Annotated in this window: 13 protein-coding genes; 8 read left to right on the top strand and 5 right to left on the bottom strand. The window is 38.6% G+C overall.

The window, feature by feature from the left end:
* Positions 1 to 135: 135 nt before the first annotated feature.
* The 3 genes from LQ201_RS19620 to LQ201_RS19610 all read right to left on the bottom strand — a co-directional run bounded on the left by LQ201_RS19620 (position 136) and on the right by LQ201_RS19610 (position 3,854).
* Entirely contained in the window at positions 136 to 1,395 is a 1,260-nt protein-coding gene (locus LQ201_RS19620) for a DUF2264 domain-containing protein (protein WP_230144988.1), read from the bottom strand.
* An 8-nt stretch (positions 1,396 to 1,403) separates the two neighbouring features.
* Positions 1,404 to 2,627: a glycoside hydrolase family 88 protein gene (locus LQ201_RS19615; RefSeq protein WP_230144987.1), complete on the bottom strand. Its 1,224-nt coding sequence runs from the start codon at positions 2,625 to 2,627 to the stop codon at positions 1,404 to 1,406.
* 339 nt (positions 2,628 to 2,966) lie between these two features.
* Entirely contained in the window at positions 2,967 to 3,854 is an 888-nt protein-coding gene (locus LQ201_RS19610; RefSeq protein ID WP_230144986.1) for a LysR family transcriptional regulator, read from the bottom strand.
* A 92-nt stretch (positions 3,855 to 3,946) separates the two neighbouring features.
* Here LQ201_RS19610 and LQ201_RS19605 point away from each other — a divergent pair, with 92 nt between their 5' ends.
* The 7 genes from LQ201_RS19605 to LQ201_RS19575 all read left to right on the top strand — a co-directional run bounded on the left by LQ201_RS19605 (position 3,947) and on the right by LQ201_RS19575 (position 14,816).
* On the top strand, positions 3,947 to 4,669 hold the full coding sequence (locus tag LQ201_RS19605) for a class I SAM-dependent methyltransferase (protein WP_230144985.1): 723 nt from the start codon (positions 3,947 to 3,949) through the stop codon (positions 4,667 to 4,669).
* Between the two features lie 433 nt (positions 4,670 to 5,102).
* Positions 5,103 to 6,512 carry a S41 family peptidase gene (locus LQ201_RS19600; protein ID WP_230144984.1) on the top strand — a complete coding sequence of 470 codons (1,410 nt, stop codon included), beginning with the start codon at positions 5,103 to 5,105 and terminating at the stop codon, positions 6,510 to 6,512.
* A 72-nt stretch (positions 6,513 to 6,584) separates the two neighbouring features.
* On the top strand, positions 6,585 to 7,175 hold the full coding sequence (locus tag LQ201_RS19595; RefSeq protein ID WP_230144983.1) for an RNA polymerase sigma-70 factor: 591 nt from the start codon (positions 6,585 to 6,587) through the stop codon (positions 7,173 to 7,175).
* Between the two features lie 329 nt (positions 7,176 to 7,504).
* Positions 7,505 to 8,527 (top strand): FecR family protein, encoded by a 1,023-nt coding sequence (locus tag LQ201_RS19590; RefSeq protein WP_230144982.1) that lies wholly within the window; start codon positions 7,505 to 7,507, stop codon positions 8,525 to 8,527.
* A gap of 169 nt (positions 8,528 to 8,696) precedes the next feature.
* Positions 8,697 to 11,948, top strand: a complete 3,252-nt coding sequence (locus tag LQ201_RS19585) for a TonB-dependent receptor (RefSeq protein WP_230144981.1) — start codon at positions 8,697 to 8,699, stop codon at positions 11,946 to 11,948.
* Positions 11,949 to 12,326: 378 nt separating this feature from the next.
* Positions 12,327 to 13,628 (top strand): hypothetical protein, encoded by a 1,302-nt coding sequence (locus tag LQ201_RS19580; RefSeq protein WP_230144980.1) that lies wholly within the window; start codon positions 12,327 to 12,329, stop codon positions 13,626 to 13,628.
* 93 nt (positions 13,629 to 13,721) lie between these two features.
* Positions 13,722 to 14,816 carry a hypothetical protein gene (locus tag LQ201_RS19575; RefSeq protein ID WP_230144979.1) on the top strand — a complete coding sequence of 365 codons (1,095 nt, stop codon included), beginning with the start codon at positions 13,722 to 13,724 and terminating at the stop codon, positions 14,814 to 14,816.
* 534 nt (positions 14,817 to 15,350) lie between these two features.
* Here the strand turns inward: LQ201_RS19575 and LQ201_RS19570 are convergent.
* Positions 15,351 to 15,731, bottom strand: coding sequence for a hypothetical protein (locus LQ201_RS19570; RefSeq protein WP_230146673.1), 381 nt, complete (start codon positions 15,729 to 15,731; stop codon positions 15,351 to 15,353).
* A 223-nt stretch (positions 15,732 to 15,954) separates the two neighbouring features.
* Here LQ201_RS19570 and LQ201_RS19565 point away from each other — a divergent pair, with 223 nt between their 5' ends.
* Positions 15,955 to 16,140 carry a hypothetical protein gene (locus LQ201_RS19565; RefSeq protein ID WP_051691743.1) on the top strand — a complete coding sequence of 62 codons (186 nt, stop codon included), beginning with the start codon at positions 15,955 to 15,957 and terminating at the stop codon, positions 16,138 to 16,140.
* Here the strand turns inward: LQ201_RS19565 and LQ201_RS19560 are convergent.
* On the bottom strand, positions 16,112 to 16,735 hold the full coding sequence (locus LQ201_RS19560; protein ID WP_230144976.1) for a TetR family transcriptional regulator: 624 nt from the start codon (positions 16,733 to 16,735) through the stop codon (positions 16,112 to 16,114). The two genes, LQ201_RS19565 and LQ201_RS19560, sit on opposite strands and share 29 nt — an antisense overlap.
* Positions 16,736 to 16,921 lie beyond the last annotated feature (186 nt).

Raw genomic sequence — 16,921 nt, 5'->3', positions numbered from 1 at the left:
TTGGATGAACATTTGGGTAAGAATATTGATTTTCAATGGCAGCGTATTTCGAGTAATGTTCCGATTCATCGATAAGCTTTAACAAAGCAATTCAAATCGAATTTAACTTTATGAACAGTCTCCTTTTTTCTTAGGTTAAAAATCTACATGATAATCTTTGGAGAACGGTTTTGCTGCCCAGGCTTTTTTCGATGTCCACTCTGCCGAAGGTGCTGCCCAAAATTCGTCGGTAGCTGGTAAACCCAAAGGAAGAAACGATAATGTAGCCATGTACAAACTACCCGTAGAGGTATAATAATCTGCTATTTCCGGATCATGTCCGCAAAAACCAAGCTGTAACCATCCTTTTGCATCAAAAGTTCCAGGGATATCATACATATTCTTTTTTACTTTAGTTAAGGCAGAACGCACTTGAGCGGGCTGAATAGTGGCTGGTAACTTATGCATTAAGGCAATTTGACTTAAAGCCTGAAAAGCACCTGTTCTATAGGTAATCGAACGCCCAATTGGTGGATAGGTTCCTTCTGGAGAAATCATGCGCTCTTGCCCCACTACGTAACGCTGCATCCTTTTTACGGCAAGATCATACCGTTCTTTTTTAATTAGCTTTTTATCAAGCATAACAGCTAGCGTATCCACCATCATCGGGTGGATTACAAAAGAGTTGTAATAATCAAAAGCCATGTTTACGCCATCCCCATACCAACCATCTCCTTTATACCATGCGTTTAAGGTATCTACCCCCTCATTTAAGCGGCTTTCATCGTGTGGTTCGCCAATCGATAATAAAAAGGCTTCGGTAATAGAACCAAATAACAGCCAGTTATTTTTAAAGGGCTTTCTGTTCCTCAATGATTTAAACGAAGCAATAATTTCGCGTTTTGTTTCGGGCTTTAACGGCTCCCATAGGGCTTTAGGTGCCCTTAAAAAAGTTTGTGCCAGGTAGGCTGAATCAACAATCGGCTGATAATCCTTGGTAAAATTTAGTTTATCAGGACTATTTACTGCAAAACAGCTATCCAATCCCTGAATGGCCTGTAATTTCAGCTTGTTTCTTAAAACACCTTCGGTTGTAGCATCATCAGGTAACGAAAGCCAGGGTGCAATTCCGGCATAAGTACGGCCAACAGCTTCCAAATACGATACAGCAGGTGTTCTGGAGTCGAATTTCGGTGCCGTAACTACTGGCATATTTTTAATCAGTGTTCCATTGGCTAAATTGGAAACAACGGGGCTGGCAATTTTATACAGCAGTTTATACCAATATTCTCTGTCGTTTTTTGGTTGAGCGCTTGTACTGTTATTAGTTTTTGTATCGGCTAAAATTTCGTTAGGATTAAACAGCCCAAATACGCCGGTTAATGACAACGCACCTATAAATTTTCTTCTTTCCATTTTATGTGTTATAAATACCAGTTTTTGTAGCGCATTAGCGCCTCGAGATAGTAATAATCGGCGTAGCTTAGCGGAACGTCGACTTCAGATTTAAGGGGTAATGCCCCAGTACTGTGCATTAGTAAAAAACCACCATTTTCACCGAGCTTTGCAGTATATGCATCAGATGAGAGTGAAATGATCATTTTTTTTGCTGTGCCTACATATAATTTTCGCTCGCTTTTTGTTGCATACTGTCCTAATTCTAACAAACCAGAGGCAATAACCGCAGCGGCAGAAGCATCACGATAAGTATCTGGAATGTTCGGTGCATTAAAGTCCCAGTATGGAATCTGATCGGCAGGCATATTTGGGTGGTTGATAATAAACCTGGCGATGTTTTTTGCCAGATTGAGATAATGTTTGTTTTTGGTAAAACGGTACATCATGGTATAACCGTATAATCCCCAACCCTGGCCTCGGCTCCAGGCCGATTCGTCAGATGCGCCCTGGGCCGTACCTCTTTTAAGTACTTTGCCAGTCGTCATATCGTAATCTACTACATGGTAGGAACTATAGTTCGATCTGAAATGGTTTTTAAGCGAAGTATCGGCATGGCTGATGGCAATTTTCTTGTATTTCGAATCGCCACCATGATCAGACACCCATGCCAACAACTCCAGATTCATCATATTATCAATAATGACAGGGCCTTTCCATTGTTTACTGCTGTTCCAAGATTGAATTACGCTAGCAGCGGGGCGGTAGCGCGTGGCAAGCGAAGCTGCAGCTGTATCGATGGTTGGTTTATATCGCGCATTACCTGTAATGCGGTAGGCATTGCCGAAACTACAGAACATCATAAAACCTAAATCATGGTTTCCGGTATAATGTTTCTCCTTCTCTAGTACGGCAAGGCGTTTTTCTGCCTCTTTTAAGGTACCTATATCTTTGGTGTATTCGTAAATGTAAAGTAGCGAACCTGGATAAAAACCACTGCACCACCATTTGGTATCGCTCGTTTCCAGTTTATTATTTTTTGCATAATAGGTTTTAGGCATGCGGTCTGCCGGTGTGTTTTTGGCCAGTAACTGATATTGTTTCTGTGCAAATTCAAATTGCCTGTCGAGCAGATTTTTCATTGCTTCTTTTTCATCAGCTGCCTTTTGTGCATGAGCAATAACTACTGTAGCCAGAAAACATATGGCGAACAATAATTTCTTACATGGGTTAGGTAAACTTGTATAATTCATTTTGTGTTAAGCCTTAACACAGGCTTTTGATCTTGGTTGCGGCAAATTTGTGCTTTTACAAGTTTAAAAGAGGTGAAAATCGGAAATGATATGGTAGAAAATCGGAAATCAACTACCTTTTTGGGGCTAATTTTACATCAATCGATTTTACTGGCCGTGTTTTATGCAGTTGACCGTTTCTTTTGAAAAATAATACCCAATGAGTGGCTATAGGATTTTGAAATTTGTAAAAACGACTGCCTCCCATTAGAAAACGGCCTTTCTTACAATTTCATCGGTCGTTAATCAATGTATATTGATTAACGGTACTGGATTTCATTATACTTATCTTATTGAAAATCAATTGATTTTTAACTCGGCATAATGTTTAATAAACCAGCTTAATGCCGGGTTTTTATTTGATTCTTTATAAGCGAGTACCACCTCTGTGTTGACCGGAATAGCATCAAATTCAATAAAAGATACTTTCAACTGTGCATATTGTTTTTTTAACGACAATGGCAAAATAGATACCCCCAGGCCTGCTTCTACCAATTGTAATATGGAGTGTACATTGTTGGCCTCGTGGGTAATATCGGGACTAAAGCCCATCCGCTGGCAAATTTCCATAAGTTTCTGGTTATACTGAGGCGCAAAATCTTTATTAAAGAATATAAACGGGCTTTTTCTCAAAAAATCAGCAAGTCCGTTTTTCGCATCAATTTTTTGGTCTGTTAAAGGAATAACCACTACAAATGGATCAAAAAACAAAGATTCTACTTTCAATTTTTCTGATAGAACCGGTGCTCTTAAAATCCCCACATCTAAACCACCATGTTCCAGCTCTTTAATTTGAGCAAGTGTGGGCACTTCGAATAAACTCGTCTTCAAATAAGGGAATTCCTGGTGCATCAATTTTAAAATTTCTGCCAGTTGCGATTGGTAAACCGAACTGATGTAGCCAATCTTTAATTCGCCGCTAACGCCTTCATGAATTTTACGAACCACTTCTTTACTCTCTTCTAGTTTGGCAAACATGGTGTCTACTTCAGCCTTAAAGTACTTTCCGGCATTTGTTAATGCAACCCGCTTATTACTCCTGGTAAACAATTGTACTTCGAGTTCTTCTTCCAGTTCTTTAATCTGCCTGCTCAAAGGAGGCTGCGAGATAAAAAGTTTTGTTGCTGCTTTAGTAAAATGAAGTTCTTCTGCAACAGTTTTAAAATACAACAAATGTCTGAGCTCCATATCTATAATACTTAATAGGTATCGTTTTATGCTAAAATTGATATTTTACAAATATGATCAACAGCACTAACTTTACAAAAAAAATTAAAGCAATGAATAAAGATTATTCGCATAAGGCAACAAATGAAGAAATTAAAACCAGGTTTGATAATGATGTAGAACGTTTCTCGAACTTAGAGAGTGGACAACAAACCACCATCGATGCGCCACTTACCATGGAGCTTTGCACCGGAGCGGCCAAATATATTAATCCAAATGCAAAAGAACTGTTGGATATTGGATGTGGCGCGGGGAATTACACGTTAAAAATGCTCAGTAAAATCCCAAACCTTAACTGTACACTTAACGACTTAAGTTTACCGATGCTGGAACGGGCAAGCGATAGGGTATCGGTACAAACTACCGGAACAGTAACCGTTATACAAGACGATATGCGGAACCTTAATTTACCCGATAATCATTTCGATATTATACTTGCTGCTGCAACATTTCATCATTTGCGCACTGATGCCGATTGGGAACTTGTTTTTACAAAAGTTTACCAGGCGCTAAAACCTGGAGGTAGTGTCTGGATTTCAGATCTCATTGCGCACGATTCAGTTTTGATCGATAACCTTTTTAAAGATCAATACGGGGCCTACCTGGAAACACTTGGCGGTGAAACATATAAGCAAAAGGTATTTGATTATATTGAATATGAAGATACCCCACGTTCTTTAAACTATCAATTGGCATTATTGCAAAAAGTTGGTTTCAGTGTTACCGAGATCCTGCATAAAAACTCTTATTTTGCAGCATTTGGAGCAATAAAATAAACAAAAAGAGGTTGTATCACAAATATAGATTTGTCATCTTGCCCAAAGGACTCCTGTGGAGAGCTTGTCGAAGGACCTGTTTAAATACTCTTTGAGGTGTTTCGACAGGCTCAACATGACACCTTCTGGGCTGAAATCGCCTTTATGATACGCCATCTTTTATTTTCAGCTTAAAAATTTAATATATCTCTTGATTCTTATTATTAATCAAATAAGTGGCTTTTCCGTTTTTGGCGTCAATGGGTTTACCATTCTGAAGGTAAATTAAGCCATTTCTATATACAGCCAAACTGGATTTTCCTCCAGCTAAGTAGTTGCCTGGAACAGGAATATCTCCTTCTTGTTCAAATATGCGATAGATAAGTCCACTTTGAAAATTAATCTCAAGTTAACAATAGTAGCTTTAAGTTTGTTCCTAAAATTCGAAAAGGCGATGACAAACCCCATAACACTCTTAAAAAGAACAACTTATTACAGCATTTATCTTATCATTCTATTTTTAGCCATTCTGCCATCCTGCAAAAAGGGCAGTAAAAATCCCGATTATCCAATTGGAAGCAACGAGAACATCAACACCTGGATACTCGATAGCCTTAAACGCTACTATTACTGGAATGAGCAATTGCCCGCCTATCCTAATCTCAGTTTATCACCAAAAGATTTTTTTAATTCCATCCGCAATGTATCCGATCGTTTTTCCTATATCAACATCCCTAACGACCAAAGTACCACAATACCGAGCAATAGAAATTTTGGCTTTGATTATGCAACGGTAAGCGACCAAAACAGCGCAAAGGTTATCGGGATCGTTAAAGTTGTATTAAAGGATTCTCCTGCTTCTAGAGCAGGTTTAAAACGCGGAGATTACATCAGTAAAATTAACGGCAAAACTTTAACTGCTACCAATGCACAGGCTTTACAAACCGAAATCTTAAACAGCGACCGTTTTTCTATAGGTTTAGCTGAATTGAACAACAATACCTGGACAGATACCCGCACTGTTGACTTAAGCAAAGGTGTAATACTCGATCAACGGGAGATTAGCAAGGTTATAGAAAGCGACGGAAAAAAAATCGGTTACCTCTATTTTCTGGATTTTAATGGGGGTTTGGCTAGCTCACTCACTCCTGTTTTCAGTAACTTTAAAGCAGAAGGCGTATCAGAACTGATCCTCGACCTCCGTTATAACGCTGGTGGTCAGGTAGCAGAGGCAGCTGGACTATGTACCATGATCGCTAAAAATATATCGTTCGATAAACCTTTCATTACCTACAGGGGCAATAAAAATGGAGGAGCCAAAACAGAATCTATTGGTACTGCAGCTACTTTTGATGGTACTGTAAATTTTAACACCATCTTGCAACAAAACCTTAGTCTAAACCGGGTTTATATTTTATCAACAGCCGCTACAGCATCTGCATCAGAAGTAATGATCAATAACCTTAAACCTTTTATTCAGGTGGTGTTAATTGGCGAAAAAACAAGGGGAAAAGATGAAGCATCATTCAGGATATTTGATGCCAGAATTCCGAAACAGGTGAACTGGGAGATGCACCCGATTGTTTATAAACTTTTTAATGCAAATGGCAGCGGTGGGTATAGTGCCGGAATCAACCCCGATATCGCAATCAATGAAATGAGTATTTTGCCTTTGCTTCAACTGGGTGATGTTGCAGATCCTATGGTAAAAGCAGCAATCGCTGCGATAACTGGCAAAGCCATCAAAACATCGATTGCTATAAATAATGCGGTTTCCGAGCGCTTTCGTGCTGATCATATTTTAATGGATTCGAGGGCAGAATCTGCCCAACAGAGTATCGTAACTACGCACCGATTAAAGTGATAGAAAAGGTTTTCATTGTGTTAACATTAACTTTAAACGCGACCGCTAACTTGCCTCCCATAACCGCTACTTATGGAACAGTTGGAAGATTTTAAAAACGCAAAACTCCTGAATGCAGTAAAAACCGGCAATTCAGTTGCATTTAATGAAATTTACCACCAGTACCGCAAAAAAATATATGGTTATGCCTACCATTTTACACGGGACAAAGAAGAAGCTGAAGAACTTACGCAGGATGTTTTTGTAAGGCTTTGGGAGAACAGATCGAAGATAGATCCGCAAAAGAATTTCGATGCCTTTCTTTATACACTTATCCGCAATAATTTCCTCTCTACACTTCGTAAAAAAGCCAGAGAAAAAGCTTACAGTAGCGAAAACCTTAAGCATGAGCAGTCTTTTAATGCCATAGAAGACGAACTTAATGCCAAAGAAACTAAACAGATTGCGCAGGAAGCAATAGAAAGTCTTTCTCCGCAGGTAAAAAAAATATACCTGATGAGTAGAAATGACCACCATACGCATGAGGAAATATCTCAACTGATGGGTATCTCCAAAAACACGGTAAACAATCACCTCAAAAAATCACTGGGTATAATGCGGAAATATTTTAACACTTATTCTCCAGAAACGATATTATCTTTTCTATTGGTGTTGTTTTGTTAACCAGTTGGCGTGGAGCGTTAAGATAAGTTCCCTCTCCTAATTTTTTACATCCGTTTTCCATCCTTAAGGAATAAGGACGTTAAGGTTTTTCTGGCGCAATCCAAGCGGCGCGTCCTCCTGAACTTGTTTGATTAGCTGTGCTTATTGATTTTTAGGCCTAATAGCTACTTCATGGTCAGGATCTATCCTACCTCCGATCACAAAAATTAATCACCTGTTAAACAGGACTTTACATTTTATTCTAAAAAAAATATTTTGCTGAATAGCTGTATCCAAAGTTTCGTGCATATATACAGTAGCGCGCAGCATAAAAGCTTACAAACATTAAAGTGAAAGAAAACATTAAAATACTATTTGAACATTACTTAGCAGGTAAAACCAATCCGGAGCAAGAAAAAATCCTGATGGATTACCTTGCCGACCCGGCAAACGCCGATTCTGAATTTCACCATGTAATGGAAAAAGCCTGGACAAAACAAAGGGGAGAAACCGATTACTCTTTAGCCGCAGTTCAAGGACTGGCACAGATATGGGATAAAGTTCAGGAACGCCAACCAAAAAGCCGATCACTCTTCCCGCTATTAAAATATGCCGCCGCAATTGTGGTCATCATTTCTGCATCACTTGGCTGGTATGCATATAAGAAAGCGCAACAACCTGTACAAACAGCCATTGCTTTTTTAAGTAAAACCACCCAAAAAGGCGAGAAAGTAAGGTTGATTTTACCTGATAGTTCTATTGTATACCTGGGAGCCGGAAGTAAACTTACCTGGCCATCACATTTTATGAAGGGCGGTTTAAGAAAAATAGAGCTTGATGGAGAAGCTTTTTTTGAAGTAAAGCGCGATACCACCAGCCCCTTTATTGTACATAGCGGCCAGATGCAGACACAGGTTTTGGGAACCTCGTTTAATATCTATGCTTACCCGAAAGATGGAACCTTTAGTGTTGCCGTACGTACTGGTAAAGTGAAGGTTTCGGAGAACAGCCAAGGTAAACTAAAAGAACTTTCGCTACTTACTCCTGGCATGAAACTATTTTATCATTTAAAGGAACATAATTATACAGTACACACTGAACGGGTAACAGAAGTAAATGCATGGATCAAAAACAGCTTCGCTTTTAAAGATGTAACGCTACCAAATATGCTCAAATCATTGGAAAGATATTACAATGTAAACATTGAGCTAAAGAGTAATAAACTCAATCAATGCAGGTTTAATGCCACCTTTTCGAACAAAAGCATAAGCAACGTAATGGAAGAACTTCATGTGATGAGTGGGAAACACCTGAAATACAAAATAGATACAGGCACTAAAACATTTACCGTATGGGGGGAGGGCTGCCAATGATAGGTTAGCTATACTTTATGGCGCAGCAGGAATGCGCAACATTACCGGATTTATACCTATGAAAAATAAATTAAACCTCTTAACACAAACAAGGAGCCGGATTGCTCGAACAATCCAGCTCCTAAACAAAAGTTTTTAACCCGTGAGAATTAAAAAACATCTTGAACCTATGAAAATAGGATTTTATGAATATATAAAAGAATATATTATCCATTTCGATTACAAGCCAGTGGCGGTGATGTTAATGTTATGTACTTTTTTATTTAACCTGGCTATAGCAAAAAGCTTTGAGCAAACACCAGGAGAAAACAATGTAAGCATCAAAATAGCCGAAATGAGCATCCCTGATGCACTTTCACTACTTGAAGAAAAAGCAGGCTTGTCGATTAATTACAATAAATCGATTTTCAGCCAGAATAGCCGGATACGCCTCGAAGTAAAAAATATGCCGATTGAATTAATCCTCAGAAAAATTCTCAGCGGAACAAGAGTAGCCTATAAATTTGCTGAAAGTAATACCATACTACTCTACAAATTACCAGATCCTGTAAAACCTGGCCGGATATCGGGAAAAATATTCGACGAAAAAGGAGAAACCCTTCCTGGTGCCTCCATTAAGGTTATCCAAACAGGAAAAGCCACGCAAACCGCCAGCGATGGAAGTTATACTTTAAGCGTTGAACCCGGCATTTATACCATAGAGGTAAGCTATATTTCTTTTGTTACCCAGCGCATCAGCGAGGTTAACGTAAAGGCTGACAAAAACACACCATTAGACATTTCGTTAAAACCTGATACAAAAGGCCTTCAGGAAGTGGTGGTAACGGCCAGTTACAAAAAAGCATCGGTTGAGGGTTTATTGGCCCGGCAAAAAAATGCATCCGAAATCAGCAATGGAATTAGCGCCGAGCAGATTACCAGAACTCCGGATAAAAACATCGGTGAAAGTTTGAAACGCATCAGCGGTGTAAGCTCGATAGACAATAAACTGGTACTTGTGCGTGGTATTGGCGAGCGTTACAATACGGCCCAGTTAGATGGAGTTACCCTGCCGAGTACTGAAGCGCAAACCCGAAATTTCTCTTTCGATTTAATCCCCTCGAGCCTGGTTGATAACGTAGTGGTAAGTAAAACGATTACCCCCGATATGAACAGCAGTTTTGGTGGTGGTTTGATCCAGATTAACACCAAGGATATCCCCACTGAAAATTTTATGAGCTTTACTGCGGGTACTGCTTACAACGACCAAAGTACAGGCAAAGATTTTTTAAGTCATCAACGTGGTAAAAACGATTACCTCGGTTTTGATGATGGCCGGAGAAAATTCCCCGAAGATCTTCAACATACCGACCGTACCATTGCCCCCAACAATGTCCTTAAAGATGAGCAGTATAAGCAGAAACTGATTGCACAAAGTCAGAAATTTACAAACGATAATTTCACGATGTATCAATATAAAACTGCCCCATCGCAAAATTATCAGTTTACTATCGGCAAGTTGATCGGGATTGATACCACCAATAACAAAAAACTGGGTTTTACGGCATCGCTAAACTACCGCAATACGCAGAATATAAACACCATCGATCAGCAAACCAGAAGTGACTGGAATCCAAACACCACCAATACCGGCAGTAAATATATGTTTAACACCACTTTGGGGGCTATGTTAAATGTAGGTATACAGCTGAACAAGAACAAGTTCAGTTTACGCAATACCTATACGCACATCTACAATAACGATCTTGTTCGAACCATTGGTTATGACAGTGATGAAGGTGGGGCTTTCTTTACTGCAGGCTTAAAGCCCAACAGGATTGTAGAAGCAGATGATCCTACTTATACCGATCTGTTACAAAATAAGTTGAACGGTCAGCACCAGGCTGGAAAGGTAAAATTAGAATGGAATTTATCCAGAACATCTATAGACCGGAAAGAGAAAGACCTTGGCATTGCCACACAAAACTTAAGAAAAGCAGGTAATGATTACGAGTATTTTTATGCATCGAGTGCACAAACCGAAGGTTATATCAAACCCACATCACGCCATAACTACAGTAATAATGAACATCATTTTGCGTGGAATGGAGATGCCAGCATCCCATTTAAAACCGGGCCATTAAATAACATTTTCAAAACAGGTTATTTTGGTATTCATAAAGAAGGATCATTAAACTGGCAAATTGCATCACTGGTGCAAAGCCCGACAATAGCCGATAGTTTAAGGTATATCCCGATTGCCCAAATGATTGATCCGGCTAAAATCGGTAATAATGGCTATAACTTCTACATCAACAACTATTTCTTAAACGGTTATAAAGGAAAGAGTATTACACAAGCTGGCTATATGATGCTGGATAACCGCCTTGCCGAAAAATTACGACTAGTTTGGGGTGTTAGGGCCGAGTATTATAAATATACCGAACTGCGTAACGACATTAATGTAAGGGGATTAAGTTCTTTTGCTTTGCCATACGAAAAGAAATGGAGATGGTTACCATCGGCCAACCTTACCTATAGTCCAACCAAACAGATTAATATCAGGGCTGCTTTTTCTAACACAACCATTAGACCCGAATTAATGGATAACAGCCAGTTTTTCAGGTACGATCCTTCGTTCGATGCACAGTTTGGTAACGAAGGTTTAGTGAGTACACAAATTAAAAATTACGATTTTAAAGTAGAATGGTTCCCTGGGTTAGGCGAAATCATTTCTGCAAGTGCCTTTTACAAGCGCTTTGATAAGCCTGTTGAAGTAACCTTTAGTCTTTCTAATGGTGGTGGTGGTTTTTACTATATCCTAAACTCCGACGAGGCGACGGTTTATGGTTTAGAATTCGAGCTTAGAAAAAACCTTGGTTTTATTGCCAGCGCTCCCCTATTATCGCGGTTTACCCTATATGGCAATTTAACACTGCAAAAAGCCGATGTTGTAGGTACTTATAAAGCAGCCGGGCCTGATGGAAACGAAATGGTTGTAAATACCAAAGTAAAAAGAAATATGTACGGGCAATCTCCTTACCTCATCAACGCAGGTTTACAGTATGTGGATGAGCATTTTGGGTTTAATATTGCCTACAATAAATCAGGGCGGAAAACAACACTTGTTAGTGCAGAGCTTAACCGCATCGAATACGAAAACCCGAGAGACCAGATTGACGCACAGGTGAGTTATAAATTTTATAAAAGAAGGTTCGAGGTAAAGGTAAATGCGGGCAATCTGCTTAATAAAGCATCGGTTATTTTCAGAAATACAGGAAGTTATGAGCGTAATCCCGATTACGTTCCCGGAACGGCTGACTATAGTAATTTAAACCGCTTAAAACCCGGCTTTACAAACAAATTGGAAGATGGCGATCAGGTCCTGTTCTCTCAAAAATTCGGCCGTACCTACAGTACCTCTATTACCTATAATTTTTAAAACTACCATGAAAAACAGTATAAATAAGCTTACACCATTAAAAAGGAAAGGAGGAACAAAGTTTCCTGCACGGCCATAAAAAAACGAAAGGTTGTATCAGAACCCTTCGTTTAAACCGATCATTTCTAGTGGAACGGCCAATCCAGGATAAACCTGAAATATTTTAAAAACCTAAGTTAAAAGCCAAGGGCAGCTAACAGATCTGCTTAGTTATCTATAAGAAATACTAAGATATAAAAAACATCCTATTTAGTGATATGTAGGCATTTATTTCCATAAAAAAGTAGGAATTATCTGCCCCCTGCTTCTAAATAACAAAAAAATCAACCTAAAAAACATGGATCCTACCTAAGATCCTATGAAAAACAAAAAACGAAAATGAAAAATTTCAAAAATTTAATCGGTCTTTTATCAATTGTTGCTGTTTCTTTTACAGCTTGTAAAAAAAATGAAGGTGGATCAGCTTCATTCAACAACCGCAGCACTTCAGCAGCAGATTATTCACAATCATCATTACCGGTTGTAACCGTTAGCGGAGACATTACCAGCTCTGTTACCTGGACAGCAGGAAACGTTTATGAATTAAGCGGTATAGTAACCGTTAGAAACGGTGCAACTTTAACCATCCAGGCAGGTACTTATATCAAAGCATCAGTTAATACGCCTGGTGTACAAAACGGTGTATTGGTTGTAGCAAAAGACGGTACCATTAATGCCGTTGGTACAGCTGCTGATCCGATTGTATTTACCAGCCGTTACCTTTTAGATGGTGATGCCAGCACAACAGGCAAACCTGGCGATTTTGGTGGTACAATTATTTTAGGTAATGCAACGATCAACGTTGGTGATAAACTGATTGAAGGCTTAGCAAACGAATCTAAATTCCATTACGGAGGTTCTAACGATGCCGATAACCGTGGTACTTTCCAATATGTACGTATTGAGTATGCTGGTTTCCAGTTGGCTCCAAACGTTGAGGTTAACGGTTTAACTTTAGGCGGTGTTGGTAACGGTACTACTATCGATCACGTACAGGTTTCTTACGGTCTTGACGATGGATTCGAATTTTTCGGTGGTACAGTTAACGCAAGCAATTTAATTGCTTTAGCTTCTGATGACGATCAATTTGATTTCGACAACGGTTTTACAGGTACATTAAGTGATGCAGTAGCCATTGCTGATAAAAACGCTACACACAGTACAAGCGGCGGTGCCAGTGATTCAAACGGTATCGAATCTGATAACAATGCGACTGCAGAAGATGCTACATTTAGCCTAACCCCTAAAACACACCCAACTTTAATTAACGTAAGTATATTCGGAACTGAAAATCCTTCAGGTATTGCCGGTTTAGGTTACCGTAACGGTATCCGCGAGCGTAGAGGTTCGGAAGTTGATTTGATCGATGTAATTGTATCTGGTTACAACACCGGTATTGCATTTGATGCAGATGCTCCAGCCGGTGTTTCAAGCATCAGTACTACATCTGTTCATGGTTTCGTTAACGCAATCACTACAGCATCTGGCACTTACGTTGATGGTGGTGGTAACTCATTAGTTATTAACCCAACCAACGCAAGTTATTTTGGTGTAAGCCAACCATGGTACAACACGCCAGGTTCTCCAGCTACGGTTACTTTACCAACCTGGTCAACTGGCTGGTCTAAACTAGTATTCTAATTTTTTCTCTCTTAACACAAAGAGGCTATACCCTAGGGTATGGTCTCTTTATTATAAAAACAGGCAACTGTTTTAAATATAATGAGCCTTTATATGAAACTAAAAATTTTTACCCTTTTCCTTCTTTTTGCTGTTGTAACCTTAAGTTTATCTTGTCGCAAGGCAGCACTTCTTCAACCAGAACCAGCTAAAATTATCCAGCTAAGTATTAGTGGAACAACCAGTGTTGAGCTCGAATACCTATATAAAGACAGTATAATAGCTACTCCGCCCGCAGGTGGCATCAGTTTAAAAACCTTGCTTGCCGTAAAAGACCAGAATGCCGTTTTAAAAATCAGAAAAAAGGGTACTTCCGAAATATTGCTTACCAGAACCATTATGGCTACTCCATTCGATCAGAATATTAGCCTGTTTTATGATGGGACCAAAATATATAACAACGCCATTTCATTAAGACTTAAAGGCTATGCACTATCTGGCGAACTCGAATTCCTGTTGGATGGGACTGTATTTTCTTCAGGTAACGGCGCCATAGATAAATTATCTTCCGTCCTGATCGATAAAGGTACCACAAGAGAAATCACCGTCCGCAAAAAAGGAGAAACTGCTATTCTCCTAACCAAGACAATCGAATCGGCCACGGCACAACAAAATATTGGTTTCTTTTTTGATGGCATTAAAATAGTGGATAATGTAAAAGTTGATCCCCCTGTTAATCCTGCTAACATGATGCTGACGGCTAAATTTGAAACTACATTTCCAAATCAATTTAAAAATGTTGATGTAGACCTTGTTTTCTATACCAGGCTTAAAACTGCATCGAATACAACTGCCGGAACCAAAGTAACACCCGAGCTTAGATTTACCTTACCTAAAAGCGGGTCTTTTAATTCGATAGAACTACCTCCTTTACCCGGGCCAAATTATATTTACAGTTTTGATATTGTTGAAAAAGGAACCAATACCGAGCCTTACACCCCTGGTACGCCTTTAGTGCTCAATGGTTATACGTTAAAGCCTAATGAGGGTAGAATCACTGCAGCCTTTGCTGAAAACGGGATAAATTTTGAGGCAGGAAAATCAAAGTTATTTGTAATTGCAGATGCCAGAACAGCAGTTACCACACCAACCAGATCTATTTATGTATCAGGTGGAAGATTAACAGATCTTTCTCAATATTTTCAATAGGATTTATATTATGTATAGAAAATGGGGAAAACCAAGCAATTGCACTAGGTGTTCCCTTTTTCTTATTATAATTTGCTTATTTTCCTTATTAACAATCATCATTCAACCTACAACACGATTTAAACCAGCTACCAATTCATTTATTTGAGGTCCTGAACAATCAGTAAAAGCAATACTGGTTTTACATGAATAGATTTTTATCGGCTGATTTGATGTGATTTTCTTCCAAGTATCCAGCGGTTACGCATGCAGCGGTAACACCTATAACGTTTCATGGGTAACCAGAATAACAGGGTTTTCATCATAAATGTCCTTGGAATTCTTTCCATATCCGATTTATCACCCTTACCACATGGGCATGCGCCTTGAAGATGGTCGTTGTCGATTGAATCGATTGCTGCTGTCATGATGCAAAAAATTGAAAACTTATACTAACCATATAGATAACCAAAAATACAGCGCTAATGTTAATATAAAATAACCTGTTCAATACCAAAACAGGTTTATCACCTCATTACCAGGGAATTTTCGCAGTTATTTCCTGATCCTTCTATAAAACCTGGCTATTTTTTTAGCATCTTTTTTAAATATTTCGAGATAATCCTCTATTTCCTTCTTTGATAATGTTTCGATCTTCGCTTTAACCGCATGTTTGAAACTGCCCACTGCAAGTAGTTGGTTTCTACTATCGCGAAATTTCACATTCGGAAAAAGCTCTGTAATATGACGTTTATTTCTTTCCCTGATTTCGTTCAGTTTGGTAAAAGATTTTGAATTTGTATCGCTATTTAAATCTGTGAGCGAGTTATAATAATCATAATCATTAATGTAATTGATCACGTTAAGGGTAACCATGTTCAAATCCATATTTACTTTTGTTTCAGCTAAATATAACAGTTTGTGTTTAAAATACACAGTGCTGTTTAAAATATGTGACGCAGCAAACAAATCTAGTTCAGCAATTATTTAGGCTGCAAAAATCTAAACCAAAGCGATTTTTTGCCCGCTGATTCCTATAGATGTAATCACATTATTTCATAGCTTTACTAGCAAACAATACAACATGATGAATTTAGTGATGTCAATTATCGGGTGGTCTGGAGTGCTATTTTGTACAATGGGTTATCTTTTTTTAAGCATGAAATTAATCCGTGCCGATTCACTCTCTTTTCAGGCCCTTAACATACTGGGTGGTTTATGTTTAGCTATAACGGCGCTAGACACCCACGATCTACCAAATGCCGCTGCAAATGTACTCTGGATGTCTATTGGTTTGTATGCTTTAAGCAGGCAGTTTAGCAAACGGGAGCAGAAACAGCCTTAAGGGGTGATATAGAAAGGGTATCATATGCCTTTTGTTTATAATAGGCTAAACGATCTAAATATGCTTTTTTATCGCTTTCCATTGAAAGGTAAAAATAAGCACCATCTACCAGTACAAAAATAAAATCAGCGGTAACCTGAGGGTTCTCCACATTTGTGATCTGCTGTTCATTGCACTGTTCAATCATCAGGGCAAGACCATTACGAAGCGCATCTAAAATAAGTTTATACTTCAACTTAATCTTTTTCTCCCTGAATGCCAAAGCATAAAAGGTATAAAACAATCCATCATCAAAAAGCAGGTTCCATTTTTTAGAAAACAGCATTTCAATAGTGGCTTGTAAATCGTCTAGTTTTGCTTTCCCTTTGTTCTTTATCGTATAAATCAGTAAATACCGATCGAGTATATGATCGATCAGTTCATAAGTAAGTCCTTCTTTGGTTTCGAAATAATGAATAATAAGGCTTGGGTTAATATCCATCACCTTAGCAATCTTGGCAATAGAGGTATTTTCGTAACCCTCTTTCTTCGCCACTTGGTAAAATACCTTAATAATTTCCAATCGCCTTGTCTCTTTTAGGCTTTTACGTCCCATCGTGCAGTTAATTTAATTAGGCAAACTAATCAAAAGTAGTTGTATTCTGCAAATTTATTTTTTTCAATAGATTGAATGAACATTCAATTAATATATTAATTTAGTCTTAACTTAACTTTAACATGATATGCTCAATTTAGCGCCGCTGAAATTGCCTATCATTCCAAATCAAACAACTAAATATTA

The organism is Pedobacter sp. Bi126 (assembly GCF_918698245.1).
In the GTDB taxonomy this organism is placed as follows: Bacteria; Bacteroidota; Bacteroidia; order Sphingobacteriales; family Sphingobacteriaceae; genus Pedobacter.
The sequence above is the reverse complement of the archived record's forward strand: the minus strand, read 5'-3'. Positions and strand labels throughout refer to the sequence as shown.